The following is a 24,022-nucleotide window of genomic DNA, read 5'->3' on the forward strand; positions in this document are numbered from 1 at the left end:
CATGTCAGATGATGAAGTTGAGGTAATTACTGAAGATAGCTATGGGGGTGAGAATGGCAATGCTCAGATTGTGGTCGTTTTGCCAAGGACGGAGGTTTATGAGATTACTGCCACTTCTGCACAAGGGGAAGAAATTGGAGATTATAGACTGACGGCACAAATGGCAACATCTTCTGACCTTGAGCGGGCGGAGTTATTAGAAGAAGCCCATCGTCTCAACGAGGAAGCAACAGAACTATACGAAGAAGGTCGTTACCAGGAAGCTATTCCCATAGCACAACAGGCTCTAGAAATCCGAGAAACCACTTTGGGAGAGTCTCATCCTGATGTCGCCCAAAGCCTCAATAGTTTGGCAGCACTCTACCACGCCCAGGCATACTATAGTACCGCCGAACCTCTCTACCGTCGCGCCCTAGAAATCCGAGAAACTACTTTGGGAGAGTCTCACCCTGATGTCGCCCAAAGCCTCATGGGTTTGGCAGAACTCTACTGGAACCAGGGAAACTATAATGCCGCCGAACCCCTCGTCCTCCGGTCCCTGGAAATCCGAGAAACCACCCTGGGAGAAACCACCCTGGGAGAGTCTCACCCTGATGTCGCCCAAAGCCTCATGGGTTTGGCCGCACTCTACTGGGGCCAGGGAAACTATAACGCTGCCGAACCTCTCCTCCTCCGGTCTCTGGAAATCCGAGAAACCACCCTGGGAGAGTCTCACCCTGATGTCGCCCAAAGCCTCATGGGTTTGGCCGCACTCTACTGGAGCCAGGGAAACTATAATGCCGCCGAACCCCTCGTCCTCCGGTCCCTGGAAATCCGAGAAACCACCCTGGGAGAGTCTCACCCTGATGTCGCCCAAAGCCTCATGGGTTTGGCCGCACTCTACTGGAGCCAGGGAAACTATAATGCCGCCGAACCCCTCGTCCTCCGGTCCCTGGAAATCCGAGAAACCACCCTGGGAGAAACTATAATGCCGCCGAACCCCTCGTCCTCCGGTCCCTGGAAATCCGAGAAACCACCCTGGGAGAGTTTCACCCTGATGTCGCCCAAAGTCTCAATGGTCTGGCAAATCTCCACCTTCTCCAAGGAAACTATAATGTCGCTGAACCTCTCTACCGTCGTGCCCTAGAGGTTGCTGAAACTGCCCTGGGAGAGTCTCACCCTCTTGTTACCACTATTCTCAATGATTTGTCACAGCTTTACAGTCATAAAGGAAACTACAGCGCTGCTGAACCTCTCTTGTACCGCTCTCTTGAAATCCGAGAAACCACTTTGGGAGAGTCTCACCCCTCCGTTGCCACCAGCCTCAATAATTTGGCTCTACTCTACCGTAACCAGGGAAACTATAGTGCCGCAGAACCTCTCTTAAAACGCTCTCTTGAGATTTTCGAAACGACTTTCGGCGAGTTTCATCCCCATGTTGCACAAATCCTCAATAATTTGTCACAAATTTACAGCGATCAAGGCAACCATAGCGCTGCTGAACCTCTCTTGTACCGCTCTCTTGAAATCCGAGAAACCACTTTGGGAGAGTCTCACCCCGATGTGGCCCAAAGCCTCAATAATTTGGCTCTACTCTACAGTAACCAGGGAAACTATGATGCCGCCGAACCTCTCTTCCTCCGCTCCCTGGAAATCCGAGAAACCGCCCTGAAACCAGGGAAACTATGATGCCGCCGAACCTCTCTTCCTCCGCTCCCTGGAAATCCGAGAAACCGCCCTGGGAGAGTCTCACCCTCATGTCGCCGCCAGCCTCAATAATTTCGCAGTACTCTACCAAGCCCAAGGAGATACATCCCAAAGCCTGAGTTTCCTGCAACGGGGCCTAGAAATTGAAGAAACTAACCTAGCCCAGAATCTCGCCATCGGCTCAGAAGCCCGAAAACAAGCCTATGTTGCCACCCTAACCGGCAGAACTCACCAAACTCTCTCCCTCCATCTTCAAGATGCCCTAGACCATCCTGGGGCTGCACGTCTGGCTCTAACCACAGTCCTGCGCCGCAAAGGACGCATCCTCGATGCCGTGACCGAGACACAACAACTACTACGAGACAATCTCAGCCCGGAACTGACTCCCCTTCTGGACGAGTACACCAACGCCCAAACTCAACTTGCGACTCGCCTCTATGCCGGTAGACTCCCCTTCTGGACGAGTACACCAACGCCCAAACTCAACTTGCGACTCGCCTCTATGCCGGTTTAGGTGACCAAGACCCTGACATTTATCGCTCTGAGATAGACGCCCTGCGTCAACGAGTGGAACAGTTGGAAAATGACTTATCCCGTCGTAGTGCTGAGTTCCGAGTGGCAACGGAACCTGTGGAAATCGAGGCGGTTCAGGCTTTGATTCCCAGAGATGCTGCTTTGGTGGAACTGGTGCAATATTCGCCCCTTGACTTTACCTCCAACAACTGGGAATCCCCCCGCTACGCCGCCTATATCCTCCATGCCTCCGGCGACCCTCAATGGGTGGACTTAGGAGATGCCGAAACCATCGACAATGCTGCCTTTGCCTTCCTCAATGCCACTCAGGTTCCTAACTCCGAGCAACGAGTCCAAACTACTGGACGACAACTCGATGAATTGCTGATGGCTCCCATTCGTCCTCTACTGGGGGATGCAACCCATCTACTCCTGTCTCCTGATGGTCAACTGAACTTGATTCCCTTTGCCGCACTGGTGGATGAAGAGAATCGTTATTTGGTGGAATCCTATCAATTGACTCATTTAACGACTGGACGAGACTTGTTACGCCTGCAAAATCCCCGCCCCAGTCGTCAACCACCAGTGTTGTTTGCCAATCCTAATTATGATGATGCCGATACCTCTGCGGTGATGCAGGTAGCACAGGCAACTCGGGGAGAGTCTCAACGGTCAATGGAGATAGAGGATTTACAGTTTGGAAAACTGCCGGGGACTCAGCGGGAGGTGGAGGCCATTGCTCCCCTGCTAGATAATCCCATTGTTCTCACGGAAGCCGAGGCGACGGAAAATGCTCTCAAACAGGTTCAGGCTCCCAGTATTCTCCATTTAGCCACTCATGGTTTCTTCCTCCAGGATGTGGAGTTTGTACCGCCTCAGCCGATGACGGATTTCACTCGGGGGGAGATTGAGTTAGTGACGGCGGGAGGGTTCGGGAGTTTTGTTGCGCCTCCCAGTGACCGTCCTACCAGCAGTGAGAATCCACTTTTGCGCTCAGGTTTGGCATTTGCTGGATTTAATACCCGAGACAGTGAGGGAGAAGATGGAGTGTTGACGGCTTTGGAAGTGGTGGGATTGGATTTGCGGGGGACTCGTTTGGTGGTGATGAGTGCTTGTGAGACGGGAGTGGGGGATGTGGCTAATGGTGAGGGGGTTTATGGCTTGCGGCGAGCGTTTGTGATGGCGGGGGCCGAGAGTCAGTTGATGAGTTTGTGGAAGGTGGCGGATGAGGAGACGGCGGATTTGATGGGGGATTATTATCAACGGTTGTTGGCCGGGGAGGGACGGAGTGAGGCGTTGCGGGAGGTGCAGTTGGACTGGCTCAGTCGGGGGGCGCATCCCTATTATTGGGCGTCGTTCCTGTTTTCGGGGCAGTGGACGGCGATGGATTGAGGGAGGCTGGGTTCTCCCCTCCAGGGAGGGGCTAGGGGTGGGTTCTCCAGGGAGGGGCTAGGGGTGAGGTGAGTACTGACAGCCCGAAGAACCCACCCCGCCCTTCGGGCACCCCTCCCTGGAGGGGATTTTTCGTTCCGATGGGAAGGGGTTTGATTTAAACGTTCACGGATTAATTTACGGGTATTACAGAGGTCAATTATGAAACGTCGTTATTTTCTTCAGGGGGCTGGTGGGGCGTTGGGGGCGATCGCCCTCAGTCAGTGGGACCTCGCTCGACAGGGCGATCGCCTCAACCGAGTCCTCGCTCAACCCACCTCCCGCAAATTAGCCCTCTTGGTGGGCATCAACCGCTATCCCCTAGGCATTGCTCCCCTGCGAGGCTGTGTGACGGATGTGGAGATGCAGCGGGAGTTACTGGTGCATCGCTTTGGCTTCAATCCCCAGGATATCCTCACCCTCAGCGATGAAAACGCCAGCCGCGCTAACCTCCTCGATGCCTTTGAGTCCCACCTCATCGACCAAGCTCAACCGGGGGATGTGGTGGTGTTTCACTTCTCGGGTCATGGAGCCTTAGTTCGTGACCCAGACCCAATTCCTCTGCCCCCAGACCCTCGCTATCAGGGCGTTCAAGGCTACAACGGAACCATGGTTCCCTATGATGGTCGTCTGGGTCGCAACCCGAACTCGGCGAACGACATTATGGGCAAAACCCTATTTCTACTCATGTCCGCCCTGAACACAGACCAGGTCACCGTTATGCTCGACAGTTGCCATTCCGGGGGCGGAACCCGAGGTGACATCCGCTTCCGCGCCCTTGAATCTCGCTTCGGTGACGGCTATCCTGACCCTAGTGAGCAAGAACTGATGACTCAAGAGACCTGGATGAGTCGTCTTGACTTGTCTGAGCTATCCTGACCCTAGTGAGCAAGAACTGATGACTCAAGAGACCTGGATGAGTCGTCTTGACTTGTCTGCCGCCGAGTTGAAACAGCGACGCACCGAGGGTATCGCCAAAGGGGTAGCTGTTGGCTCCGCTCAAGCCAAACGCCGAGTTGAAACAGCGACGCACCGAGGGTATCGCCAAAGGGGTAGCTGTTGGCTCCGCTCAAGCCAATCAACTTGCCGCTGATGCCTCCTTCGGTCGCGGTGCGGGTCGTTTCTTCGCCGGAGCCTTCACCTATAGCCTGACTCGCTATTTGTGGCAACAGCCGGGAAGTTTGCCCCTACAACGGGTCTTTGTGGATTTATCTCGCAGTGCTCGGGATGTGGCGAATAGTTCCGGGGTTCAACAGGCCCCTGTCTTTGCCGTTGCCCCAGGCAGTACTCATGACCAAAAACCTGTCTATTTCCTCACCCCGCAAACCCCACCAGCGGAAGCCGTTGTCTTGGGAGAGGAGAATGGGGAAATCAGTTTCTGGCTGGGGGGGGTGTCGTCCCAGAGTTTGGAGGCCTTTGAGGAAGGGGCAGTGTTTGGCCGATAACTACGAGTTCCCGTCCTTGACCGCGTTTAACTACAGACGCGACGGGACGGGTTGCGCGGCTATGGCATCGTGCAGGGTGAGGCCCGCTCTCTCCCCCAGGCGGGACTACTGCTGCGAGAACGGGTGCGAGGTGTTCCTCCAGAGTTGAGCCTACGCCTGGGACTGGACCCCTCCTTAGAAAATGACCTCGATGAGATGCGATCGCTCCTCCAGCAAATTCGACAAGTTGACCCGGTCCCCCTCGATAGCGGCGAAACTCCCCATTTTCTCATCGGTCGCATGACCCGTACCGCCCAAGCTCTAGCCGTCGAACAAGGGTCAAGGGACATCTCACAACTGGCAAGCATTGGCCTGTTTACCCGAGGACTGGTTCCCATCCCCCAAAGCTTCGGTCAGCCCAACGAATCCATCGCCGCCGCCGCGAACCGTCTCGTTCCCCGCTTTCAACTGCTCCTGGCGGGACAGATTCTCGGCTCAGTCCTCAACAGTGACACCTCCAACCTCAACTTAGAGGTGCAAGTCGAAGTGGCCCAAAACAACCAAACCCTGGCCCGTAGTGGAACTCGCGGCAGTCGTGATTTAGTGGTTCAACACCAAGAGCATGACCTCAATCGCTTACCCTCCGGGTCAGAAGTGCTGATTCACGTGACCAATCACGAAGATCGCGATCTCTATGTCAGCCTGCTGGCGATCGGCAGTAGTGGTCGCATTACCGTCCTCTATCCCAACGATTGGGATGCCCCAGAACAAGCGGCTCGCCTCACTTCAGGGCAATCCCTAATCGCTCCCGAACATGAGGGAAACCGTAATCCTCAACGCAACTATTGCACCAATCCCAGTGGTGACTTTCACCTCTGTCTAACGGGCCGTGGCTATGTGGAAATCCTGACCATTGCCAGCACCCGTCCCCTGCGGGATGCTCTCCGCGCCATTGCACGCATCGCCGGAGAAACGGGCCTAGCCAGCCGCTCTCCCCTGGCGTTAAGGGATGAGGACTCTCTGAATGTGGTAGAGGCGCTGTTGACGGACATGAACCGCTATAGCCGAGGAGATATTGAAGTTCGCACGGCCCGCAATGCCGTTAACGTTAATCAGATGGCGGCCTTATCTACCATGATTGAAATTGTTGACCCCTGATCGGGTTTTCCCCCCTTGTCCCCCAACCAGTCATCAATGTTAGGATACCAACAGATATATGAAGAAATGTAAGGAGATCCCTATATGACTCTCGCTGTTGGCTCCACTGCCCCCGATTTCACCGCCAAAGACACCAACGGAGACACCATTACCCTGTCTCAGTTCAAAGGTAAAACCGTGGTGCTGTACTTCTACCCCAAAGATGACACCCCCGGTTGCACCAAAGAAGCCCAAGGGTTCCGTGATGCCTATGCCGAAATCCAAGGTAAAGATATGGTGGTTTTAGGGGTGAGCATGGATGACGAAGCCTCTCACAAGCAGTTCACCGAGAAATATGGCCTACCTTTCCAACTGGTGGCCGATGCCGATGGAACCGTGACTCGCGCCTATGATGTCGAGGGCGGCGGCTATTCCAAACGCGTCACCTACATCATCGACGGTGAAGGCAAAATCATCCAAGTCTTTGATAAAGTCGATACCGCCAACCATGCCAAAGACATTCTCAGCAGCGTTGCCTAGGGCCACCTGTTGACGGATTGACCCGCGCAACATCAAATTTACGAGAAAGGGGAAGACTCGGGCGTTAGAATGTAGCAAGCCTTTGATTCTTCCCCTTTCCTATGGGTGTTTTAACCTATCTCACTCCCCAACAAGTCCTCATCAACACGCCAACGGTGTTGGAGGGGACTTATAACCCACAACAAATTGCCAAAGTTTCGGTAGCAGCGGAGGATCGCTTCCCCCTCCCCGTCACAGTGAACGCCAGTGAGGGCTTGTGGCGAGTTCAACTCAATAATGGCTTCAATCAAGCCGGGATTCGTTGGTTTCGCCTTAAGGGAACCAATAGTGATGGCCAGGTGGTGGGCGATCGCACCTTCCATGTCACCGTCAGTCAAAAGCCCCTGATTGAGGCGGATGACCTCAAACTCACCCTAAAACAGCGTACCTGGTTTAAAGCGGCCCCCAGCCAAAGCAACCAACTGGCTGACCATCAAAAAATTCGCCTCGAAGCTGGGGAAACCCTACGGCTGCGTCGCTATACCCTAGAGGGGAATCACCTCGGGGTGGAACTGGAGTCACGGCGATCGCCCGTTGGAACCTTCGGCTATCTCTACGAACCCCACACCCGCTTAGAAGTGGGCGGTTTACCCTTCTACTTCACCGAAGCCAGCCTCCCCGAACCCCCTTCGGGAACCTTGCTACTGTGGGTCACCCACGACACCCGAATTAAACAAATCCCCGAAAGTTCCACCCTCCTTTCCCCGGGCCAGCAAGCAGAACTCCTCAAAGGACAAGTCTTTTTCATTCGGGGCTACGCCTGTGTCAGTGGTCATTACCGAGTCAGCCTCGTTGATGACATGGCCATTCCCGGCTTTGGCAACAGTGGGTTTCTCTATAACCTCCATGTCCGCATTAACCAGGACTCCACCTGGCTGGCCTTTGACCCCAACCAAGTGGTGATGACCATTTTGCGGGAAACCCACTTTAAGAAACGACCCGCCGATAGTGCCACCCTCTCCGATTCTGAAAAAGTCAGCCTCCCCCCCACCCGCATCTACGGGGTTCAACGGTATGAATGGGAAGCCAGCTATCTCAAACTGACCTTAACTGAGAATTTCCCGGGATTTGGTCAAACCGGTTATGTCTCCCCGGACTTTGTTGAATTTCAAAAGAGCGGACGACCCTTCCTCATCGCCCCAACCCTAAACTACACCGGTCCGAACGAGGTCTTAGTCAAAACCTCAACCACCCTCACCGGACGCTTACCCAACCCTAAACTACACCGGTCCGAACGAGGTCTTAGTCAAAACCTCAACCACCCTCACCGGACGCTTTGATCGCAACCAAGTTAACTCCATCTCCGTCGTCGCCGAAGATAAATTCTCCCTTCCCGTGACCCTCAACAGATCGCAACCAAGTTAACTCCATCTCCGTCGTCGCCGAAGATAAATTCTCCCTTCCCGTGACCCTCAACGCTAGTCAGGGAACCTGGCAGGTGAAACTCGACAATGGCTTTCAGGATGAGGGGTTGCGTTGGCTACGTTTGCGGGGAACCAATGCCAACGGGGCCACGGTTCACAACCAAATCATCTATATCACCGTCACCACCGACTCCGAAACCCTCGGCGAACCCCTCACCCTGAAAACTCGCCGACAAACCTGGTTTAAAGTGGCTCCCCGCGATAGTGCCAGCCTTGGAGATGGTCAAAAACTGCAACTACAAGAGGGATTAGAAGTCCAGGTAGAACAATACGCCTATATTGACGGCCATCTGCAAGTTCGCCTGACAAACCCCCTAAGTCCCATCGGCTCATTTGGCTATCTCTTCGAGCCTCATGTGGAATTGCGTAAGGGCGATCGCCCCTTCGTCTTCCAAGTGAGCAATCTGCCGGAGGTTCCCGCCCAAGCCCAACTCCTGGTCACCCACAATACCTATATCAAAACCTCCACCGAACCCCAGGATACCCTCCCCGCTAACGTTAAAGCCCGCTTACTCAAAGGACAAACCTTTCGCATTCGCGGCTACGCTTCCATCGCCGGTCATTTCCGAGTCACCCTAACGGAATCCATCCCCGGATTTGGCAATATCGGCTATATCTTCTGGCAACATGTAGAACTGATTCGCGATGGTAAATCTCTTCCCTACGACCCGGAAGCCCTGACGGTGACCATGCGTCAGCAAACCGTCCTTAAACGTCGTCCTATCCCCAGTAGTGAACTCAACAGCAATGACCGAGTCACCCTGCCCCTCGGTCGCGTCTATGGGGTCAGCAGTTACCAAACACACCCCGAGTCCAAGCATGTGCGAGTGGCCTTAACGGAGGAATTACCCGGATATGGCAACACCGGCTATCTGTTTGCCGATCATGTCTGGGTGCGACGAGGAGCCGATGGGGTGGAGTTATTCCCACCTCCAGCTCCCCCAACCCCCCCACCAGCCGCCCTCCCAAGTCGCAAGGAACTGAATGTTCCCTATTTCTCCCAACGGGACAATCCTGAGTATTCCTGGGCCACCTGTAACCCCACCTCAGCGGCCATGGTCTTGTACTACTACGGGGTCCGGCCGACGGTGCGGCGACTCCTCTCTGATGAGTTATTTCAATGGATTGTGCGCCGTTATGGCATTGGCGGCCAAACCGACCATGGGGCGTTATCAGCGGTGATTCGGGCCTATGGATTTCGCACTAACTTTAGTACCCGGCGGCGTTGGGCCGAAATTGACAAAGAGATTGCCGAAGGTCGTCCCGTAGTCTTGCCCGGCTACTTCACCGCCACGGGCCACGTGGTGACGGTGATTGGCTATACTCGGAGGCCCAATTAACAGTTACTAGGGACCCCGTTACGGAACTGGGGTTATCGGGATACCTATGGGGCGCGGTTATTCTATCCCAATGGTTTCTTGTTAGATAAATGTGGTCGAGATGGAGACCTCTGGGCCCACTTTATCTATCCCAATTGATACCATTTTTTAAAATGCTTGCTATACATCTGACACCGAGGAGGGCGAACAGCACCTCGACTATCGCTCGGCGAACACCGTTCGCCCCTACAGACATCTATGGCATGACTTCCGAAAATTGGTATGACTTGCCAATTAGACCCACCAGGGCCGTTCTCCGGTGCGGGGGTCAGTTTCTGTCCAAGGAGATAACCAGATGCGATCGCCCTTCACCTCAACATGAGCAATTTTCAAGGGGCGATTCGCTGGCCCCCGTAGCACATTGCCCTGCTCGTTATAGCGTGAGCCATGACAGGGGCATTGAAACTGGCCGGCGCTGGCATTCCAGGGGAACGTGCAGCCGAGATGGGTACAGTTGTCAACAATGGCCATGGAATTGAGGCTGCCGTCAGCGTCTACCGTCAGATAGGTGGGTTCCCCAGCCAGTCCAGCAATCAAGGCTCGGGTTCCCGGAGGTTCGCTGAGAATCTGTTGGGCGGGGATGGGATTGCCTAATTGATCCTTGGCGACAATCGTACCGCTCCCATCACCCTCTTGGGGCGGGACGAAGTAGCGCAGGGCCGGATAGGCGGCACCTCCCGCCGCCACTGCGACGGTTGCACCTGTCAGAAAATTGAGCAACTGACGAACATCCTTTTCTGTGGTATAGGCGAGGTCATCTGTACCAATGGCCGTTTGTTGTGCAAACTGACGAGCATAGTCCAGTTTGGGTCGTAATTGGGGTTCGATGCGTTCAAACTCCAGGGCCCGTTCCTGACGTTCAGCATTACGCCGTTGAACCTTCTGATTGCGCCGTTTAATCCAGAAATAACGCACCAGGGGAACCGTCAAAAAGGCAACCCCATAGGCAATCAAAAGCCAATAAATGGAGTCCACAAACGCCACCAAGCCGCCTAACTCCGCGACCAACTCTTCATTTTGTAAGAGAACCCCTAAAACTCCGCCGCCAATAATGTTCACCGATCCCAAACCAATGGACATCGAAATTTGACCCGAATCGGCTTGACTAAACGTCCAAGGAGATTCCGTCAAATAGGTTTCGACTGGTTTACGACGCTGTTGCTTCGCCGTAACCTGCAATTCTGGGAAGCGATATACTAACTCCCCTTCCGGACTCACTTCTGGGGAACCGTCAAACTTGGACAAGACGGGAATCATATAATCTTCTGTTTCCCGAGCAAACTGATTGCCCAAATCATCCAAATAGGGAGCAATTTGCTCAGCAACCACCACCCCATTGTGATTACGAATCACCTGAGCAATATCTTTCCAGCGGCGTTCCTCTAAATCAGCATTCGGGTTTCCATCCCCAAACAGGAAGGAAAACACCGCCTCTAGGAAGTTCATCTCAGAATCACTTTGACCCGCCGTCCTGGCCTTGCGTTTCCGATTGCGACTGCGACTGGGATTGGGGTCATAAAACCAGAAGAGATCGCCAATCCAGAAGCGAGGAATAAAGAAAAATCCGCCGCCACCGCTACGGCTACTACTACGACTGCTGCTGCTGTTGCTATCGCGGTTGGAGTTGAGGGCTACGATAATAATCGTAATCGCCACAAAAATGAGAATAATCGAGACAATCAGCAGGGTTCCGAAGGAGATGCGGATGAGATAGAACAGAACATTCCACACCTTCTCCCACCAAGCCTGAAACCGCAGACGTAGGAACTTCCCCCGCAGAATGTTGCGGAAGTTGCGAGGGAAGTCATAGACAATATCACCCGTCTCGGCAACCTGTAGATGAGCGTTGGCATCGGAGGCCAAGGCCAATAACCCTTTCTGAGCTAAGTTAACATCGAGGCCGGCTTGACTAGCGACGTCGCCGACGGTGACGCGGTAGTTGAGTCCTTCTACCGCTTCCATAATCTTGGGGTTGGGAGCCATTCTGTCCTACATGAACCACCTACCCCTGTTATAACAGATTTTCAGGGTGGCTCACGGGCATTTCCATCAGGGAGAAATCCTCGGGAAGGCGAACGACTCCATCACCATTTCTAGTACTTGGACATCTTGGGGGGCGATGGTCATTCCATAGTTACCGACGAAAATACGAATCAAATGCTCACCATCGGGATGTAACAGGGCAGCATTATAGGTTACGTAGGCATAGGCTGTTGAAGAGAGTTCAATCCAAGTGATCGCTTCCTCTCCAGCGATGTGGATTGGGGTAACATCCCGGATTCTATGATGAGGGCTTGAGGTTAGGATATCGTCAATTTGCTGCATATCCCCTGGACGAGGTTCAACCTTGACCATAACATCGGAGACCTGATGGCCTGCGCCGATAAGACGATGTTCGATCGCACAGTTGAGAAAGGCCACATCGGTTGGGTTACGGATATGAATCCAGAGTGCCTCCTCCTCTCCAGGGTACTCTTCTAGGATGCTCTCGTAGTTCTGCGGAATCTCGAAGCGTAGGTCATGGCGGGGGATGACCACATCCTGACGTTCTGGGGAAGGAGGTTCGGGGTTTTCGTTGGAACAAGGGGTTGAGGGTGGGGTTGCCCTCAAGGGTGCTGTAGGAAACCAGCAAAGTCCCAGAACAGCCGGTACAATTATCGCGGTGAGCCAATGTGTTTTCATAGTGGAGGTCTTGAGGGTATGACGAAACAACAGGTGGGACTGCTATTTGGCGGACGTTCCGGGGAACATGAGGTGTCAATTTTCTCCGCAAGGGCGATCGCCCAGGCTCTTGGTTCGGCTGACAATGCCAGTCGTTATGCTGTCTATCCCTTTTATATCAGTAAGGATGGAGGTTGGCATGGCCCGGATGTGGCCCAAAGGATTTTGGACTCGGGACAGCCTCTGAGTCCCGAGGAAGGGGATAAGGTCAATCTTTGGTCATTTCCTCCAGAAGCTGCCGAGATGACGGTGTGGTTCCCGATTCTCCATGGCCCCAATGGGGAAGATGGGACGATTCAAGGGTTATTGCAGTTGATGCAAGTGCCTTTTGTGGGATCAGGGGTTCTCGGTTCGGCGGTGGGGATGGATAAGCTGGCCATGAAGTCGGCCTTTGCCCAGGCGGGACTTCCTCAAGTGGCTTATCGGCAGATTTGCCGTCATGAGATTTGGTCTAATCCTTGTGTGTTTCCTAAACTCTGTGATGAGATTGACGCGGCGTTAGGCTATCCCTGTTTTGTCAAACCCGCCAATTTAGGCTCCTCGGTGGGTATTTCTAAGGTGCGATCGCGCGGTGAGTTTGAAGCCGCCTTAGATAGTGCCGCCAGTTACGATCGCCGCATCATCGTCGAGGCCGCTGTTCCCAACGCCCGCGAAGTTGAATGTGCTGTCCTCGGAACCGACAATCCCCGCGTCTCGGTGATTGGTGAGATTCGCTTTCAGAGCGATTTTTACGACTATGAGACAAAATATACAGCGGGCCAGGCAGATTTATTGATTCCCGCCCCCCTCCCCGATACGATTGCCCAACAGATTCGCGAGTTAGCGGCCCAAGCCTTTACCGCTGTCGATGCGTCGGGGTTATCTCGGGTAGACTTCTTCTATCAGGAGGAGACGGGGGAGATTTTCCTAAATGAGATCAACACCCTCCCCGGCTTTACGGCCACCAGTATGTATCCCCAATTGTGGCAAGCGACGGGGATCCCCTTTCCTGAGTTGGTGCATCAGTTAATTGGTTTCGCGTTAGAAAAAGCTGATGGTTGAAGGAGAGTATTTAGACTTTAGAATCCGAGAGTGGCAAAAGGGCGATCGCATTCCGGCCGGCCGCCTGATTGCTTCGGTTCTCTTGGAATATGGCCTCGGCTGGGAACCGACGGGGGCCGATCGCGATGTGGTGGAAGTGGAACGCTTCTATCTCGAAACTGGAGGGGGGTTTTGGGTCGTTGAACAGGGGGAGACTCTGGTGGGAACGGCGGGGTTTTACCCGGTGTCTCGGGGCGATCGCGCGGTAGAATTACGAAAAATGTACCTGCTCCCTGCTGTCCGCGGCCGAGGCTTAGGAACCTTTCTCCTGCAACAATTAGAAGCGGAAATCCAACGGCGAGGCTTCCACACCATCTGGGTGGAGACTGCCACGGTTCTTAAGGAAGCGGTTCAGTTTTATGAACGACACAACTATCTCCCGGCAACTGGGGTAGAGACGGCCAGGTGCGATCGCATCTACTCGAAAACCCTCCCCCAACCCTGAGCACTCCCAACTCGCCTCTCGTTTAACTGGGTACATATCTTGACCGGTTCCAAGCATTCGATCATCTATTATCCATGACATGAAAATTATGCCCGAGCTTTATGTGTCCTGGTCAGACTATCATCGCACTGTCGAACGTCTAGCGGTGCAGATTTACAAATCCCAATGGGAGTTTGACGAAATCATCTGTTTAGCCCGAGGAGGATTACGAGTGGGGGATACCCTCTCGCGCATCTTTAACCGTCCCTTGGCTATCTTATCCACCGCCTCCTATGGGGGCGCCGAGGGACGAGAACAGGGGGAGGTGATTGTCTCTCGTTCCCTGTCGATGACCACATCTGAGTTAGGGCGACGATTGCTCATCGTTGATGATTTAGTCGATTCTGGCGATTCCCTAAAAGCGGTGTTGGCTTGGCTGTATGAGCATTATGGAGACCATATCTCAGAACTGAGAACGGCGGTGTTATGGTGTAAAGCTTGTGCAACGTTTACACCGGATTATTATGTTCGTTATTTAGAGGACAATCCCTGGATTCACCAGCCCTTTGAGGCATACGAAAAAATGGATTTATCAGCCTATTTATCAGAAACCGAGAACCCCGATTCTCAACTGTGACAACTGTGAGTTGGAATTCTCACCATAAACTCCGTTCCTTGACCCAGTTCTGAGTTGATCTCGATGGTGCCGTTGTGTTTCTCTACAACGATTTGGCGAGCGATCGCTAATCCTAACCCTGTTCCCTGTCCGACTCTCTTCGTCGTGAACCAGTTCTCAAAGACTTTGTTTTTGACCGCCTCGCTCATGCCGATACCGTTATCTTGTAAGCGGATCTGTACCTGCTTTTGGTCATGGGATAACTCAGTTTTAATGGTGATTTTATTTTGAATCTCTCGGTAACTTTTCCCCTGATTAGACTCTTCCAAGGCATCAATCGAATTGCTTAGCAGATTCATGAATACCTGATTCAACTGTCCCGCATAGCATTCGATATCTGGAAGTTGGCCGTAATCCTTAATGACTTGAATTTCTGGGCGAATTTCATTGGCTTTGAGCCGATGCTTGAGAATCATAATCGTGCTATCAATGCCATCATGGAGATTACAGGGAATGGGGCGATCGCTGTCTGCCCGAGAGAAGGTTCTGAGACTATTACTAATGTTCTGAATCCGCTTAACCCCTTCCCGCATGGAACCGATCAACTTGGGCAAGTCTTCCTGAATATACTCGAGTTCAATGGCTTCGATTTCATCTTCAACATCGGGATCTAAATCGGGATACTTATCCCGGATAAGTTGTAGAAGCTGAAACAAATCATTGACATAGTCCAGGGCTGGCTGAATATTCCCATTTAAAAATCCTACGGGGTTATTGATTTCATGGGCAACCCCAGCCACCAAACTGCCCAAAGTGGACATTTTTTCATTTTGGATAACTTGTAACTGAGCCTCTTGTAAATCAATCAGGGCTTGGTTTGCCTTTTCATAGAGTCGTGCATTTTCTAATGAGATTGAGGCTTGAGAACAGATGAAACTCAACACCTGAACCCGTTGTCCCGTAAACGCCCCAATAGTTAGGTTGTTTTCCAGATATAAAATCCCAACCAGTTGTCCTTGATTCAAAATGGGACTACATAAAATACTTTTCGGTTGATGAGTCTGTAAATATGGGTCAATTTGAGCTTGAGGATCAACACGAGAATCTAACAAGACTAAGGAACGTTTAGTTCGTTTAACTTGATTGACTAGGGTGATAGGAATATCTGAGCTAGACTCTAGCGGAATAGGTTTAAGTCGTTGGGGATCTTGTCCCACTTCGGCTAAGGCAACCACCTCCAAATTCTGCTGATTTTTCAGGAGTAACACACATTTGTCCGCCCCAGCATTGGCGATGACAATTTCGATTAAGGTGGTGATGAGCTTATCCAGTTCAATCTCCTCAGAAATGGCTTGGGAGGCTTTCAGTAATGCGGCCAAGTCTATGGCTTGTGACATGCTACTTGAGCTACTTCCAGACGAGACCAGTCCTGATACAATGGTTTGTTGGAGGGGGTCAACAATGGAGGGTTGTTTCAAAATTGGTTTGATGAGTTGGGGATACTGTTCTTCTAATTGAGTAACTTTGGCTTTTGCTCCCCATTTGGTATAGCAATAGTAGGCGTCCTGCATATATCCAGCGGCAACTTTTTCCTTGCCCCAACGCAGATAAAAGCGAGCTGCTAATTCATTCCCTAAAGCCTCGTCCTGTAAATATTCCGTTTCGTTTGCTTGAGAAATTGCCTGATCATATCCCTCGATCGCATCTAATCGTTGCCCAATAACATGAGCTTTTTCAGCATCGAGGAGGGTTAACTTATGTTGATAATTGATGGGCGTACAATCGGCCCATTGAGCCAGGGCTTCCCGATGCTGTTCCACCTTCTTAAAGCTTGCCGCACTCTCGGTTTTATCTTGCTGAGATGCTTGCTCTAAGTAGGTTAAGGCCGCATAGAAATGGAAGACTGGGATTTGTATGGTTCCAGTTGCAGCCATTAAGTAGGGTTCCATTTCATCGATATAGGTTAAGGCATCAGCTAGGTGGCCGAAGCTATAAGCAAACATCAACTTATAGACATACAAAAATGCTAGAACTGTGAAGTCATTTTCCTGCTGATGACGAGGAATCATTACCGTTTCATCATAGGCAGTCCCAATGAGTTCTTGAGGCTTCTGACTTGGCTCTTTCCAGTTTTGCACCATCTGCTGTTTTAGCCGCAGGTAGGAGATGGGCGACTGATATTGAATCTGGATAAAGGCATCACAATACTGCTCAATGTCGGCTTCCCATTTGTCAAACTCAACCCCCGCAAAGAAATTATCGTCAAAATAGGCTCCGATATTATACCCAGCACATACAAAATTCCCATTCTCCATGCCCAGCACATAGCCTTTTTTTAGGGTATCGAAGTTGGTTCTAAGGGCCTCTTGTCGATGTTGTAGAAATAAACCAAACAGCAGCAACGTCATAGATTGATAGTCTTGGACATTCAAGCGATCGCGTAAATCTAGGGCAACTCGTCCAAAGCGATAGCCTTCGCTACTCTGTTCAAAAAACGTTGCTAGAACCATTCCATAGCTAGCGTAGCCAATGGTTGATGCCGGTGAGTTGCCAAATTCCAAGGACAACTTAACCATCGTCCCACAGACAAGTGATAGGAGGGTGGGTTTTCCTTGATAGATAGATAAAAACAACAAGGCTAAGAGTTGCATGGCTGCACTCATTTGAGGATCGCTCATGGGGGGAAGATTGACCAAATCCTCAATATCGCGGTGTTGTAAGTCTCTCGTGATGCTGTCTAACACCTGTTGGGTTAATGCGTCATCGGGATCGCTACTGAAGGCAATCCCCAGTTCACTTAACGCATATTGTCCGACGGCGATCGCCTCAAGGACGTGACTTTGGGACGCTAAGGCATGAATTTTGATTTCATAGAGGTCAATTTTATCGAGGGTTGTTTGAGCTGCGTTCAATCCTTCCTCGATATGTCCTCTCATGGCCTCAAAATCACCGGTTAAAAAGGCAGCTTCTGCGGCAACGGTGACTAATTCTAAGGTTAAGCGATATTGACTCTGCCAACGGCGATCGCACAGTAAGCTGAGTCCAATTGCTGCAAAATCTCGGGCCGCCGCATAGGCCGTTGAGGTGAGAGCTTTATGAGCTGCCGCCAGATTCAGCTGAGCTAGGGACTCTCGATCAGCGGTTGCAGAGATTAACGTCCGGCCTGAGTTCAGATGACCGACGATTTCAAAGAGTTTTTCAGCCTGTTCTATGTCTGATAAGTTTTGTTGGAGTAACTGCCCAATTTTGAGATGGGTAGCTTGTTTCTGGGTTTCAGGAATCAGGGAATAGCTGGCCTGTTGGATGCGATCATGTAAAAACTGATAAGTCAAATGAACCGATCCCTGAGCCACCTGATCGAGATCTTCTGGGCTTAAAAATGTATAGACTTTGGTTTTTGGGATAATAAAACGCTCTTCTAAGGCAATCCAAAGAGTAGCGGCGACAGCTCCTAGAGACTGTTCACTGACAATACTTAATGTGGCTAGGTCAAATTCTGCACCGATACAGGCAGCTAATTTTAGACTCTCTTGGGTCTCAGTCGGCATTTTTTGCAGTTGTAATGCCATAAATTCCACAACATCTTCCGTTAAGGCTAATGCCTCAACTTGGGCCAAATCACATTCCCAATGTTGTCTGGCCCAATTGAAGTAAATCAGCTTTTCATCATACAACGCCTTGAGAAACTGGGTTGTAAAGAACGGATTCCCGTGAGTGCGTTGATAGATAAATTCTGTCAACGGCTGTGCCACTTGCCGATCGCAGGTGAGGGTATCTGCAACAAGCTGATTGATATGGCTCTTGTGTAAGGGGGGCAGTGTAATCCTATTCACGATGCTCCCCCGATTTATCAGTTCTGTAACGGTGAGGATAAAGGGATGAATTGGGGATACTTCATTGTCTCGGTAAGCACCTAACAGAAGAAGATAGCGAGATTCTTCTATCAATGATAGGAGCAAATCCAGGGAGGCAGAGTCTGCCCATTGCAAGTCATCTAAAAAGATAACTAGGGGATGGTCTTTTGCGCTAAATAGCTGAACAAATGCTTTAAAGAGTAAGTTAAAGCGACGTTGGGCCGCAACACCTGTCAAGGGAGAAACGGGAGGTTGGGGGCCAATAATGTCTTTGAGTTCGGGGATAACCTCGATGAGAACTTGCCCATTTTGACCGACGGCGGCGAGAATCTTATTGCTAAATTGTTCAAGTTTTTCGTCGGATTCACAGAGAAGTTGTCGAACCAAGTCTCGAAACGCTTGAACAAAGCCGGTAAAGGGGATATTTCGCTGGAATTGGTCATATTTTCCTTTGATGAAATATCCCCGCCGCTTGGCAATGGGTTTATGTACTTCTTGAATAACGGCAGTTTTCCCCACCCCAGAGAATCCTGCTACAAGCATGGTCTCACTATGACCATTGCTCACTCGCTCAAAGGCATCTAGGAGTGTTTGAATCTCGTCACTCCGACCGTAGAGTTTTTCGGGAATGATATAGCGATCGCTAATATCTCGCTCAGCCAACGCAAACGACTCAATTTTACCCGTGGTTTGAAGTTGAGTTAAACAACGCTCCAAGTCATATTTAAGTCCCAGGGCGGTTTGATAGCGATCTTCCCCATTTTTTGCCATTAACTTAGCAACAATATCGGACAACACCGAGGGAATGTTGGCATTCACAGCATGGATGGGGGTGGCCGTTTTGGCGAGGTGATAGTGAACCAACTCCATGGGATCGTCTGAAGCAAAGGGAAGCACCCCCGTCAAGAGTTGATAAAAGGTGACGCCTAAGGCGTAAAAATCACTGCGGTAGTCAACCCCCCGATTCATCCGACCTGTCTGTTCTGGGGATAGATAGGCTAGGGTTCCCTCTAAAACGGTAGGATTTTTAATGTCTTGCGTTTCTCGGGGCAGTAGAGAGGAAATGCTAAAATCAATGACCTGAATTGTTTGTTGTTCAGGATTGATGAGGATATTTGCCGGTTTGATGTCCTTATGGATGACCTGATGCTGATATAGATGGTGCAAGGCATCTGCCAGTTGAATGGCGATGCTCAGAAACAGGTTTAAGGGAAACATCGAGTTCCCCTCTAAGGCGACGACGGTTTGGGAAGACTTTGCCTGATGGTAGTTAGCCAAGGATATCCCACCAAAGTCTTCCATCACCAGGGCGTAGCGATTGTGATAGTCTTCTAATGCTAGAGGCTTAACAATACCCGGGTGATCCAACCGTTGAGCAATTTTATATTGGTTACGAAAGTGGAATAACTCGTTAATGCCAGGATACTCGTTTTTTAATATCTTTATAACGATAGGCGCAGCATCAGCCGTTCGAGTGCCACGATAGACGAGGGTGCGTGTCCCGTCATATAGCTTTTCGCGTATTTCGTAGCCGGGGATATCTATTCTGTCAGGCATGAACTTGATCCTTTGCTTGGCTTGATGAACCCTGAACCAGATCCCCTCTCAACTGGATAACCCATTGCCGCTACACATGTTCTTGGACTATTTTGAGGTATTTAGGAAGGCCGTTGGCTTTGTCGTGACCGCAATTATGCAGTCTGTTTTTATCGTTTGTCAAGGGTTTCACCTCTAGTTGTGTTTGGGGAATTTATGGTTTTGAGTGGCAATCTATCTCAATCAAGGCTGAATCTCGCAAAATAGGCAGATTCAGAATTTAAGGGCTAAATTTTTCACCTCTCCCTCCATAATTGTGAAAAAATCACAAAATTTTCAGTAGTTGACTCTCGATAGTTGTTATGTTGGGATGTTAGTGACTTGGCGATCGCAATCAACGGATGAGCCAACCAGCTCAGTTTTTACCTATGGTTTTGTTTCTGTATTTACACGGATGTTACCATGAGCTTGTGATATCGATCGCACATTAACGGTAAGCGCGATCGCAGAGTGAGTTTAAAGTTCTTGTTAAGATGAAAGAAATCGAAGATAACTGGGTAGAGAGATTAGGAGTATGACTGCCACACAGGTTCAACATCGAGATTCCAACGTTCAGGAAATTGCCAGCCGCATTTTTGAATCTCATCGGATTACCCGAGCCGATCAGTCCATCTTCATGAGGAGTCTGCTCTCCAAATCGACCCTAACTCATGAAGAAGAAACAATTATTAACAAAGTTTTTGAAGAACTCAAGCGAGGTGTGCTGCGTGTTGTTGACTAGCCAGAACGCAGCCTCCCTCCCGGTTACGTCTAGAATACAAACCCAACGAAACCCCGGTTTATTGACAACCGGGGTCGTTTGTTGCGGCAAATCAATGAACGATTATTGAGCCTCAGTGGCAGGTTCATAGAGATACTCAAACCAGTTCCCATCGAGATCACGACCATAAAACGAGGCCGTTCCGTCGCGGTGTTCGTGAACCTCGCTGACGTGAACCCCATCAGCCTTTAACTGGCTATAGGCCGACTCCATTTCGCGGCGATCGCCAAAGATAAAGCCAAAATGGGGGCCTGCCTGGTCATAATTGGGACTCAGTAGGGCCAAACCGTCCTGTCCCGCCTTGAGATAGGCCCAGTCTGTATCCTTCCATACCAGTGTCATCCCCAAATTTTCATAGAAGGCGGCTGCCTTGGCGATATCCTGCACGCAAATGGCCACATGGCCCAGTCGTTTGAGCTGCATATCCTAAATTTTGTTAGCGTAACCCACATTATTCATTGTAAGGCGGTTATTCTGTGGGTGAGCCTTTTGCATGACACGATGTTTGATCTCGCCAATCTTCCCTATTGGATCTTTCTAGCCGCCGGGATTGTCCTGTTCGTCGTCTCCATCTCCATCGGTGGGGAAGATGAACTCGACGGCGATGGCTTTGATATCCCCATTTTAGGCTGGTTGGGCATTGGCCAGGTGCCTCTGATGCTGCTATTGGCGGCGGACTTAAGTCTCTGGGGCCTGTTTGGCTGGGTGACAACGGTGGCCCTGGGGGTTCCAGGAAGTCCCCTGGATTTAGCCGTATTTGTCATCACAGGAGGCGTGAGTGTCTTCCTAGGGGGGGCGATCGCCCGGCCTCTGGGCCGCCTATTTTTCGCCAGTTTTAGTGAAGACTCCAGCAGCGATCGCCTCGTGGGATGCCTCGGAACCGTCAATTCCTCTCAACTTCCCCGCCAAGGCGATCGCAAAGTCGGCCAAGTGGATGTGGTTGATCCCGCCAAAAACCTCGTCACTGTCAACGGCGTCATTCCCGACGACGCAGAAATCGTCCCCCAGCGGGGAGATACGGTTTTGATTGTCGAACATTGTCCCGATTACTATCTGGCGATCGCCCATAACTCCATCGACTGCGATCGCTGGCTGGGTTCTACAAATCGCTCTTAATGAAACTCTAACGAGATATCCAATTATGCTGTATTGGTTAACATTTCTCCAACACCTCTCCACCCCCACGGCTACCACTCCCACCGTCGAGGTGAACCCGCCTCAATCCCTCACTCCTCTCAAATCCGCCGCCGTTTCCCCCCCCGAACCCGAACCCTCCACAGCAAGCCACCCCAATCCCTCGGAAACCCCGCCGGTGGTTATCGCCGATTTCGTAAGTGAGAATGAGTATCACGAAATTCGCCAAGAGGTTCGGGAAGAGGCAGAACTCCCCGTCATTTATAGTCAAACCGGTTCCATTATTCTCGGAGGAACCGCCGCCGGCATCGTCGGGATTATCGTTCTCATTTTGTTAGGCTTTTGGGCCTACACCCGCGTCTATCAAATTACCCCCAACAACGAAGCCTTCGTGCGAACTGGGGGCTTCCTAGCTAAGAAAAACTCCGTCATTCTCTATGGTGGCTGTATCGTCCTCCCCGGCTTCCATGAACTGACGCGGGTTCCCATGCGGGAGATTACCATCAACGTCGAACGCACCGGGAACCTCGCCGTTCGCACCCAGGACTATTTACGGGCCAATATGCGGGTGACGTTCTATGTCTGCGTCAACCACGATGAACAGGATGTGAAAACCGCCGCCGCTCGTCTGTCTCGGGATGGAAATATCTCTCCGGCAGACATTAAAGAAGCCCTGGAAACTCGGGCAGATGATGCCATTCGGGCGGCAGCAAAACGCAAAACCCTAGCGGAAATTGACTCAGATAAATTGGGGTTTGCTGATGAAGTTTTAAATCTAATTCAGCAAGACTTGAAAAAAGTTGGGTTAACCCTCAACAATATCGCTATCTCCGAAGTCGAAGAAAGCGACACCTACGACACCAACAATTTCTTTGATGCCCAAGGGGTACGCCTGCGAACCGAGACCATCCAGAAGTCCATCAAGCAGAAAGAGGAAGTTGAGCTGCAAACCGAGCAGGAACGCCGTCAATTTCAACTGCGAACTCAAGTCAGCATTAAGCAGCAAGAATTAGCGGCTCGGAAAGAAGGATTAGAAATTGAACGGGACGAGGAAGAATCGCAACTCCAGCAACAGCAAGAAGTGGAGTCAATGCGGGCGCAACGGGCGCGGGAAATCCAAGAATCGAAAGACCGAGAAGCGGCTAATCAGGAACGCAGTAAAATTCTTCAGCGCCAAGCCGTAGAAGAAGAAGAGATTGCAAAATCCCAAGCGGTTCAAGAAAAACAAATCCTCTCGGCGATCGCCATCGAAGAACAACAGAAAAAACTCAAAGTGGCCCAAGCTCTGCAAAAACAAGAAGCAGAGATGGCCGAGATTAACCGGCAGAAAACCATCGATGCTAACCGCCTGAAAGCCCAGGTAGAAATCTCTGAAGCCGAGCAACTGTCAGAGTTAGCCAAACAAGAGACGGCGATCGCCATTGCCAAGAAAACCCAAGAACGCCTCGAAGCCGAAGCCCTACGCGCTCAAGCCGAGTCTGCTGTAGAAACGGCCATCGAACTCGAACGGGCGCAACGGAAACAACGCCTCTCCGCCTTAGCCGCTGAAGAAGCCGCCGAGAAACAACGCATCGCCGACAACAACGTCATTGAAATCGATGTCTTCCGTCGCCGTCGCCAAGCCGAAAGTGCCCGAGAAGCCGCCGAGTTAGAAGCTGAGTCCATTCGCACCCTGGCTAATGCTGAACGCGATCGCGCCCTCGCCGAAGCCGAAGGTATCGAAGCCAAAATCAAAGCCGAGAACGCCCTCAGCGATGCCAACCGTAACGCCGATCTCATCCGAGAGATTGCCCCAGAACTCCTGACGCGCCTGCCCGAGATTACCAAAGCCCTGGCCCCACAGCCGGGAGTTTTAGGGGATGCCAAAATCTATGCCTTCCCCAATGGCAATAACGGTAATAACGGCAACGGCAATCTCTCCCAGGATATTAGTAAGCTTATGCTCTCCACCAGCGGTTTAGGGTTAATCGAAAGCCTCACTCAAGAGGGGAAACTTGAAGGACTCATGACCACCCTGGCGCAACTGCTCAAAAGCGATGGCAACGAGGGGTCTAATTCGGGAGGAACCAAAGCCGCAAACCCCCCTCAAGCTAAAGCCTCCAAGCCTCCGAGTCCTCCCCAAGGTGGCGCTGCGGGTAGTCGTAGTTCCGCTATCAGCCAGACTCCCCCAGCCCACAAAACTCACCGAGATGGTCCCCAAGCCTGAGTCCCTGGCTAGACGACATTGGGGCGATCGCACTACCATTAACTCTGGTTGCAACACT

The 24,022-nt window shown here is 51.4% G+C and carries 19 protein-coding genes and 3 pseudogenes; 18 read left to right on the top strand and 4 right to left on the bottom strand.

The features are described 5' to 3' along the window. Positions 1-160: 160 nt before the first annotated feature. The 12 genes and pseudogenes from L855_RS21770 to L855_RS09030 all read left to right on the top strand — a co-directional run. Positions 161-907, top strand: a pseudogene (locus L855_RS21770) (tetratricopeptide repeat protein); the annotation flags it as partial. Positions 908-996: 89 nt separating this feature from the next. Then, positions 997-1,203, top strand: a pseudogene (locus L855_RS22790) (tetratricopeptide repeat protein); the annotation flags it as partial. Next, positions 1,186-1,668: a tetratricopeptide repeat protein gene (locus tag L855_RS21775; RefSeq protein WP_425500603.1), complete on the top strand. Its 483-nt coding sequence runs from the start codon at positions 1,186-1,188 to the stop codon at positions 1,666-1,668. The pseudogene L855_RS22790 and the gene L855_RS21775, both read left to right, overlap by 18 nt. A 22-nt stretch (positions 1,669-1,690) precedes the next feature. Next, positions 1,691-1,789 (top strand): annotated as a pseudogene (locus tag L855_RS21780) (tetratricopeptide repeat protein); the annotation flags it as partial. A gap of 231 nt (positions 1,790-2,020) precedes the next feature. Then, complete coding sequence (locus L855_RS21785) at positions 2,021-2,200, top strand: hypothetical protein (RefSeq protein WP_246198779.1); 180 nt, start codon at positions 2,021-2,023, stop codon at positions 2,198-2,200. 53 nt (positions 2,201-2,253) lie between these two features. Continuing rightward, positions 2,254-3,591: a CHAT domain-containing protein gene (locus tag L855_RS09000; protein WP_159787011.1), complete on the top strand. Its 1,338-nt coding sequence runs from the start codon at positions 2,254-2,256 to the stop codon at positions 3,589-3,591. Positions 3,592-3,792: 201 nt separating this feature from the next. After that, positions 3,793-4,509 (top strand): caspase family protein, encoded by a 717-nt coding sequence (locus L855_RS09005; RefSeq protein ID WP_159787014.1) that lies wholly within the window; start codon positions 3,793-3,795, stop codon positions 4,507-4,509. Between the two features lie 110 nt (positions 4,510-4,619). After that, positions 4,620-5,075, top strand: a complete 456-nt coding sequence (locus L855_RS09010; protein ID WP_159787017.1) for a hypothetical protein — start codon at positions 4,620-4,622, stop codon at positions 5,073-5,075. Between the two features lie 69 nt (positions 5,076-5,144). Continuing rightward, positions 5,145-6,212 carry a DUF4384 domain-containing protein gene (locus L855_RS09015; RefSeq protein WP_159787020.1) on the top strand — a complete coding sequence of 356 codons (1,068 nt, stop codon included), beginning with the start codon at positions 5,145-5,147 and terminating at the stop codon, positions 6,210-6,212. An 84-nt stretch (positions 6,213-6,296) separates the two neighbouring features. Continuing rightward, a complete protein-coding gene (locus L855_RS09020; RefSeq protein WP_159787023.1) occupies positions 6,297-6,731 on the top strand; it encodes a peroxiredoxin in 435 nt (144 codons plus the stop codon). Positions 6,732-6,832: 101 nt separating this feature from the next. Further along, positions 6,833-8,050 carry a hypothetical protein gene (locus tag L855_RS09025; RefSeq protein WP_159787026.1) on the top strand — a complete coding sequence of 406 codons (1,218 nt, stop codon included), beginning with the start codon at positions 6,833-6,835 and terminating at the stop codon, positions 8,048-8,050. A gap of 125 nt (positions 8,051-8,175) precedes the next feature. Continuing rightward, positions 8,176-9,534, top strand: coding sequence for a C39 family peptidase (locus tag L855_RS09030; RefSeq protein ID WP_159787029.1), 1,359 nt, complete (start codon positions 8,176-8,178; stop codon positions 9,532-9,534). A 273-nt stretch (positions 9,535-9,807) separates the two neighbouring features. Here the strand turns inward: L855_RS09030 and petC are convergent, their stop codons facing one another. Both petC and L855_RS09040 read right to left on the bottom strand, forming a co-directional pair. Beyond that, a complete protein-coding gene (gene petC, locus L855_RS22795; protein WP_159787032.1) occupies positions 9,808-11,556 on the bottom strand; it encodes a cytochrome b6-f complex iron-sulfur subunit in 1,749 nt (582 codons plus the stop codon). Positions 11,557-11,622: 66 nt separating this feature from the next. Beyond that, positions 11,623-12,255 carry a hypothetical protein gene (locus tag L855_RS09040; protein ID WP_159787035.1) on the bottom strand — a complete coding sequence of 211 codons (633 nt, stop codon included), beginning with the start codon at positions 12,253-12,255 and terminating at the stop codon, positions 11,623-11,625. Positions 12,256-12,273: 18 nt separating this feature from the next. Here L855_RS09040 and L855_RS09045 point away from each other — a divergent pair, with 18 nt between their 5' ends. The 3 genes from L855_RS09045 (at position 12,274) to L855_RS09055 (ending at position 14,435) form a co-directional block, all read left to right on the top strand. Next, entirely contained in the window at positions 12,274-13,335 is a 1,062-nt protein-coding gene (locus tag L855_RS09045; RefSeq protein WP_159787038.1) for a D-alanine--D-alanine ligase family protein, read from the top strand. Next, positions 13,328-13,819, top strand: coding sequence for a GNAT family N-acetyltransferase (locus L855_RS09050; protein WP_159787041.1), 492 nt, complete (start codon positions 13,328-13,330; stop codon positions 13,817-13,819). The genes L855_RS09045 and L855_RS09050 overlap by 8 nt, the downstream gene beginning before the upstream one ends. 88 nt (positions 13,820-13,907) lie before the next feature. Further along, on the top strand, positions 13,908-14,435 hold the full coding sequence (locus L855_RS09055; RefSeq protein ID WP_159791046.1) for a phosphoribosyltransferase: 528 nt from the start codon (positions 13,908-13,910) through the stop codon (positions 14,433-14,435). Here L855_RS09055 and L855_RS09060 read toward each other — a convergent pair. Further along, entirely contained in the window at positions 14,426-19,825 is a 5,400-nt protein-coding gene (locus tag L855_RS09060; protein ID WP_159787044.1) for a trifunctional serine/threonine-protein kinase/ATP-binding protein/sensor histidine kinase, read from the bottom strand. The genes L855_RS09055 and L855_RS09060 overlap by 10 nt on opposite strands. A 553-nt stretch (positions 19,826-20,378) precedes the next feature. Here L855_RS09060 and L855_RS09065 point away from each other — a divergent pair. Beyond that, on the top strand, positions 20,379-20,585 hold the full coding sequence (locus tag L855_RS09065) for a hypothetical protein (protein WP_159787047.1): 207 nt from the start codon (positions 20,379-20,381) through the stop codon (positions 20,583-20,585). Positions 20,586-20,687: 102 nt separating this feature from the next. Here L855_RS09065 and L855_RS09070 read toward each other — a convergent pair whose 3' ends face one another. Beyond that, complete coding sequence (locus tag L855_RS09070; protein ID WP_159787050.1) at positions 20,688-21,047, bottom strand: VOC family protein; 360 nt, start codon at positions 21,045-21,047, stop codon at positions 20,688-20,690. A 78-nt stretch (positions 21,048-21,125) separates the two neighbouring features. Here L855_RS09070 and L855_RS09075 point away from each other — a divergent pair, with 78 nt between their 5' ends. Both L855_RS09075 and L855_RS09080 read left to right on the top strand, forming a co-directional pair. After that, positions 21,126-21,740 (top strand): OB-fold-containig protein, encoded by a 615-nt coding sequence (locus tag L855_RS09075; RefSeq protein WP_159787053.1) that lies wholly within the window; start codon positions 21,126-21,128, stop codon positions 21,738-21,740. 25 nt (positions 21,741-21,765) lie between these two features. Further along, positions 21,766-23,964 (top strand): SPFH domain-containing protein, encoded by a 2,199-nt coding sequence (locus tag L855_RS09080; protein ID WP_159787056.1) that lies wholly within the window; start codon positions 21,766-21,768, stop codon positions 23,962-23,964. Positions 23,965-24,022: the final 58 nt, after the last annotated feature.

Source organism: Sodalinema gerasimenkoae IPPAS B-353 (assembly GCF_009846485.1).
GTDB classification, from domain to species: Bacteria; Cyanobacteriota; Cyanobacteriia; order Cyanobacteriales; family Geitlerinemataceae; genus Sodalinema; species Sodalinema gerasimenkoae.

Bases quoted from the DNA above. Each gene is read 5' to 3' on its own strand.
- L855_RS09070 (WP_159787050.1), bottom strand. From the start codon at position 21,047: ATGCAGCTCAAACGACTGGGCCATGTGGCCATTTGCGTGCAGGATATC.
- L855_RS09060 (WP_159787044.1), bottom strand. From the start codon at position 19,825: ATGCCTGACAGAATAGATATCCCCGGCTACGAAATACGCGAAAAGCTA.
- L855_RS09075 (WP_159787053.1), top strand. From the start codon at position 21,126: ATGTTTGATCTCGCCAATCTTCCCTATTGGATCTTTCTAGCCGCCGGG.
- L855_RS09055 (WP_159791046.1), top strand. From the start codon at position 13,908: ATGCCCGAGCTTTATGTGTCCTGGTCAGACTATCATCGCACTGTCGAA.
- L855_RS09020 (WP_159787023.1), top strand. From the start codon at position 6,297: ATGACTCTCGCTGTTGGCTCCACTGCCCCCGATTTCACCGCCAAAGAC.
- L855_RS09045 (WP_159787038.1), top strand. From the start codon at position 12,274: ATGACGAAACAACAGGTGGGACTGCTATTTGGCGGACGTTCCGGGGAA.
- L855_RS09050 (WP_159787041.1), top strand. From the start codon at position 13,328: ATGGTTGAAGGAGAGTATTTAGACTTTAGAATCCGAGAGTGGCAAAAG.
- L855_RS09065 (WP_159787047.1), top strand. From the start codon at position 20,379: ATGACTGCCACACAGGTTCAACATCGAGATTCCAACGTTCAGGAAATT.
- L855_RS09040 (WP_159787035.1), bottom strand. From the start codon at position 12,255: ATGAAAACACATTGGCTCACCGCGATAATTGTACCGGCTGTTCTGGGA.
- L855_RS09005 (WP_159787014.1), top strand. From the start codon at position 3,793: ATGAAACGTCGTTATTTTCTTCAGGGGGCTGGTGGGGCGTTGGGGGCG.
- petC (WP_159787032.1), bottom strand. From the start codon at position 11,556: ATGGCTCCCAACCCCAAGATTATGGAAGCGGTAGAAGGACTCAACTAC.
- L855_RS09025 (WP_159787026.1), top strand. From the start codon at position 6,833: ATGGGTGTTTTAACCTATCTCACTCCCCAACAAGTCCTCATCAACACG.
- L855_RS09080 (WP_159787056.1), top strand. From the start codon at position 21,766: ATGCTGTATTGGTTAACATTTCTCCAACACCTCTCCACCCCCACGGCT.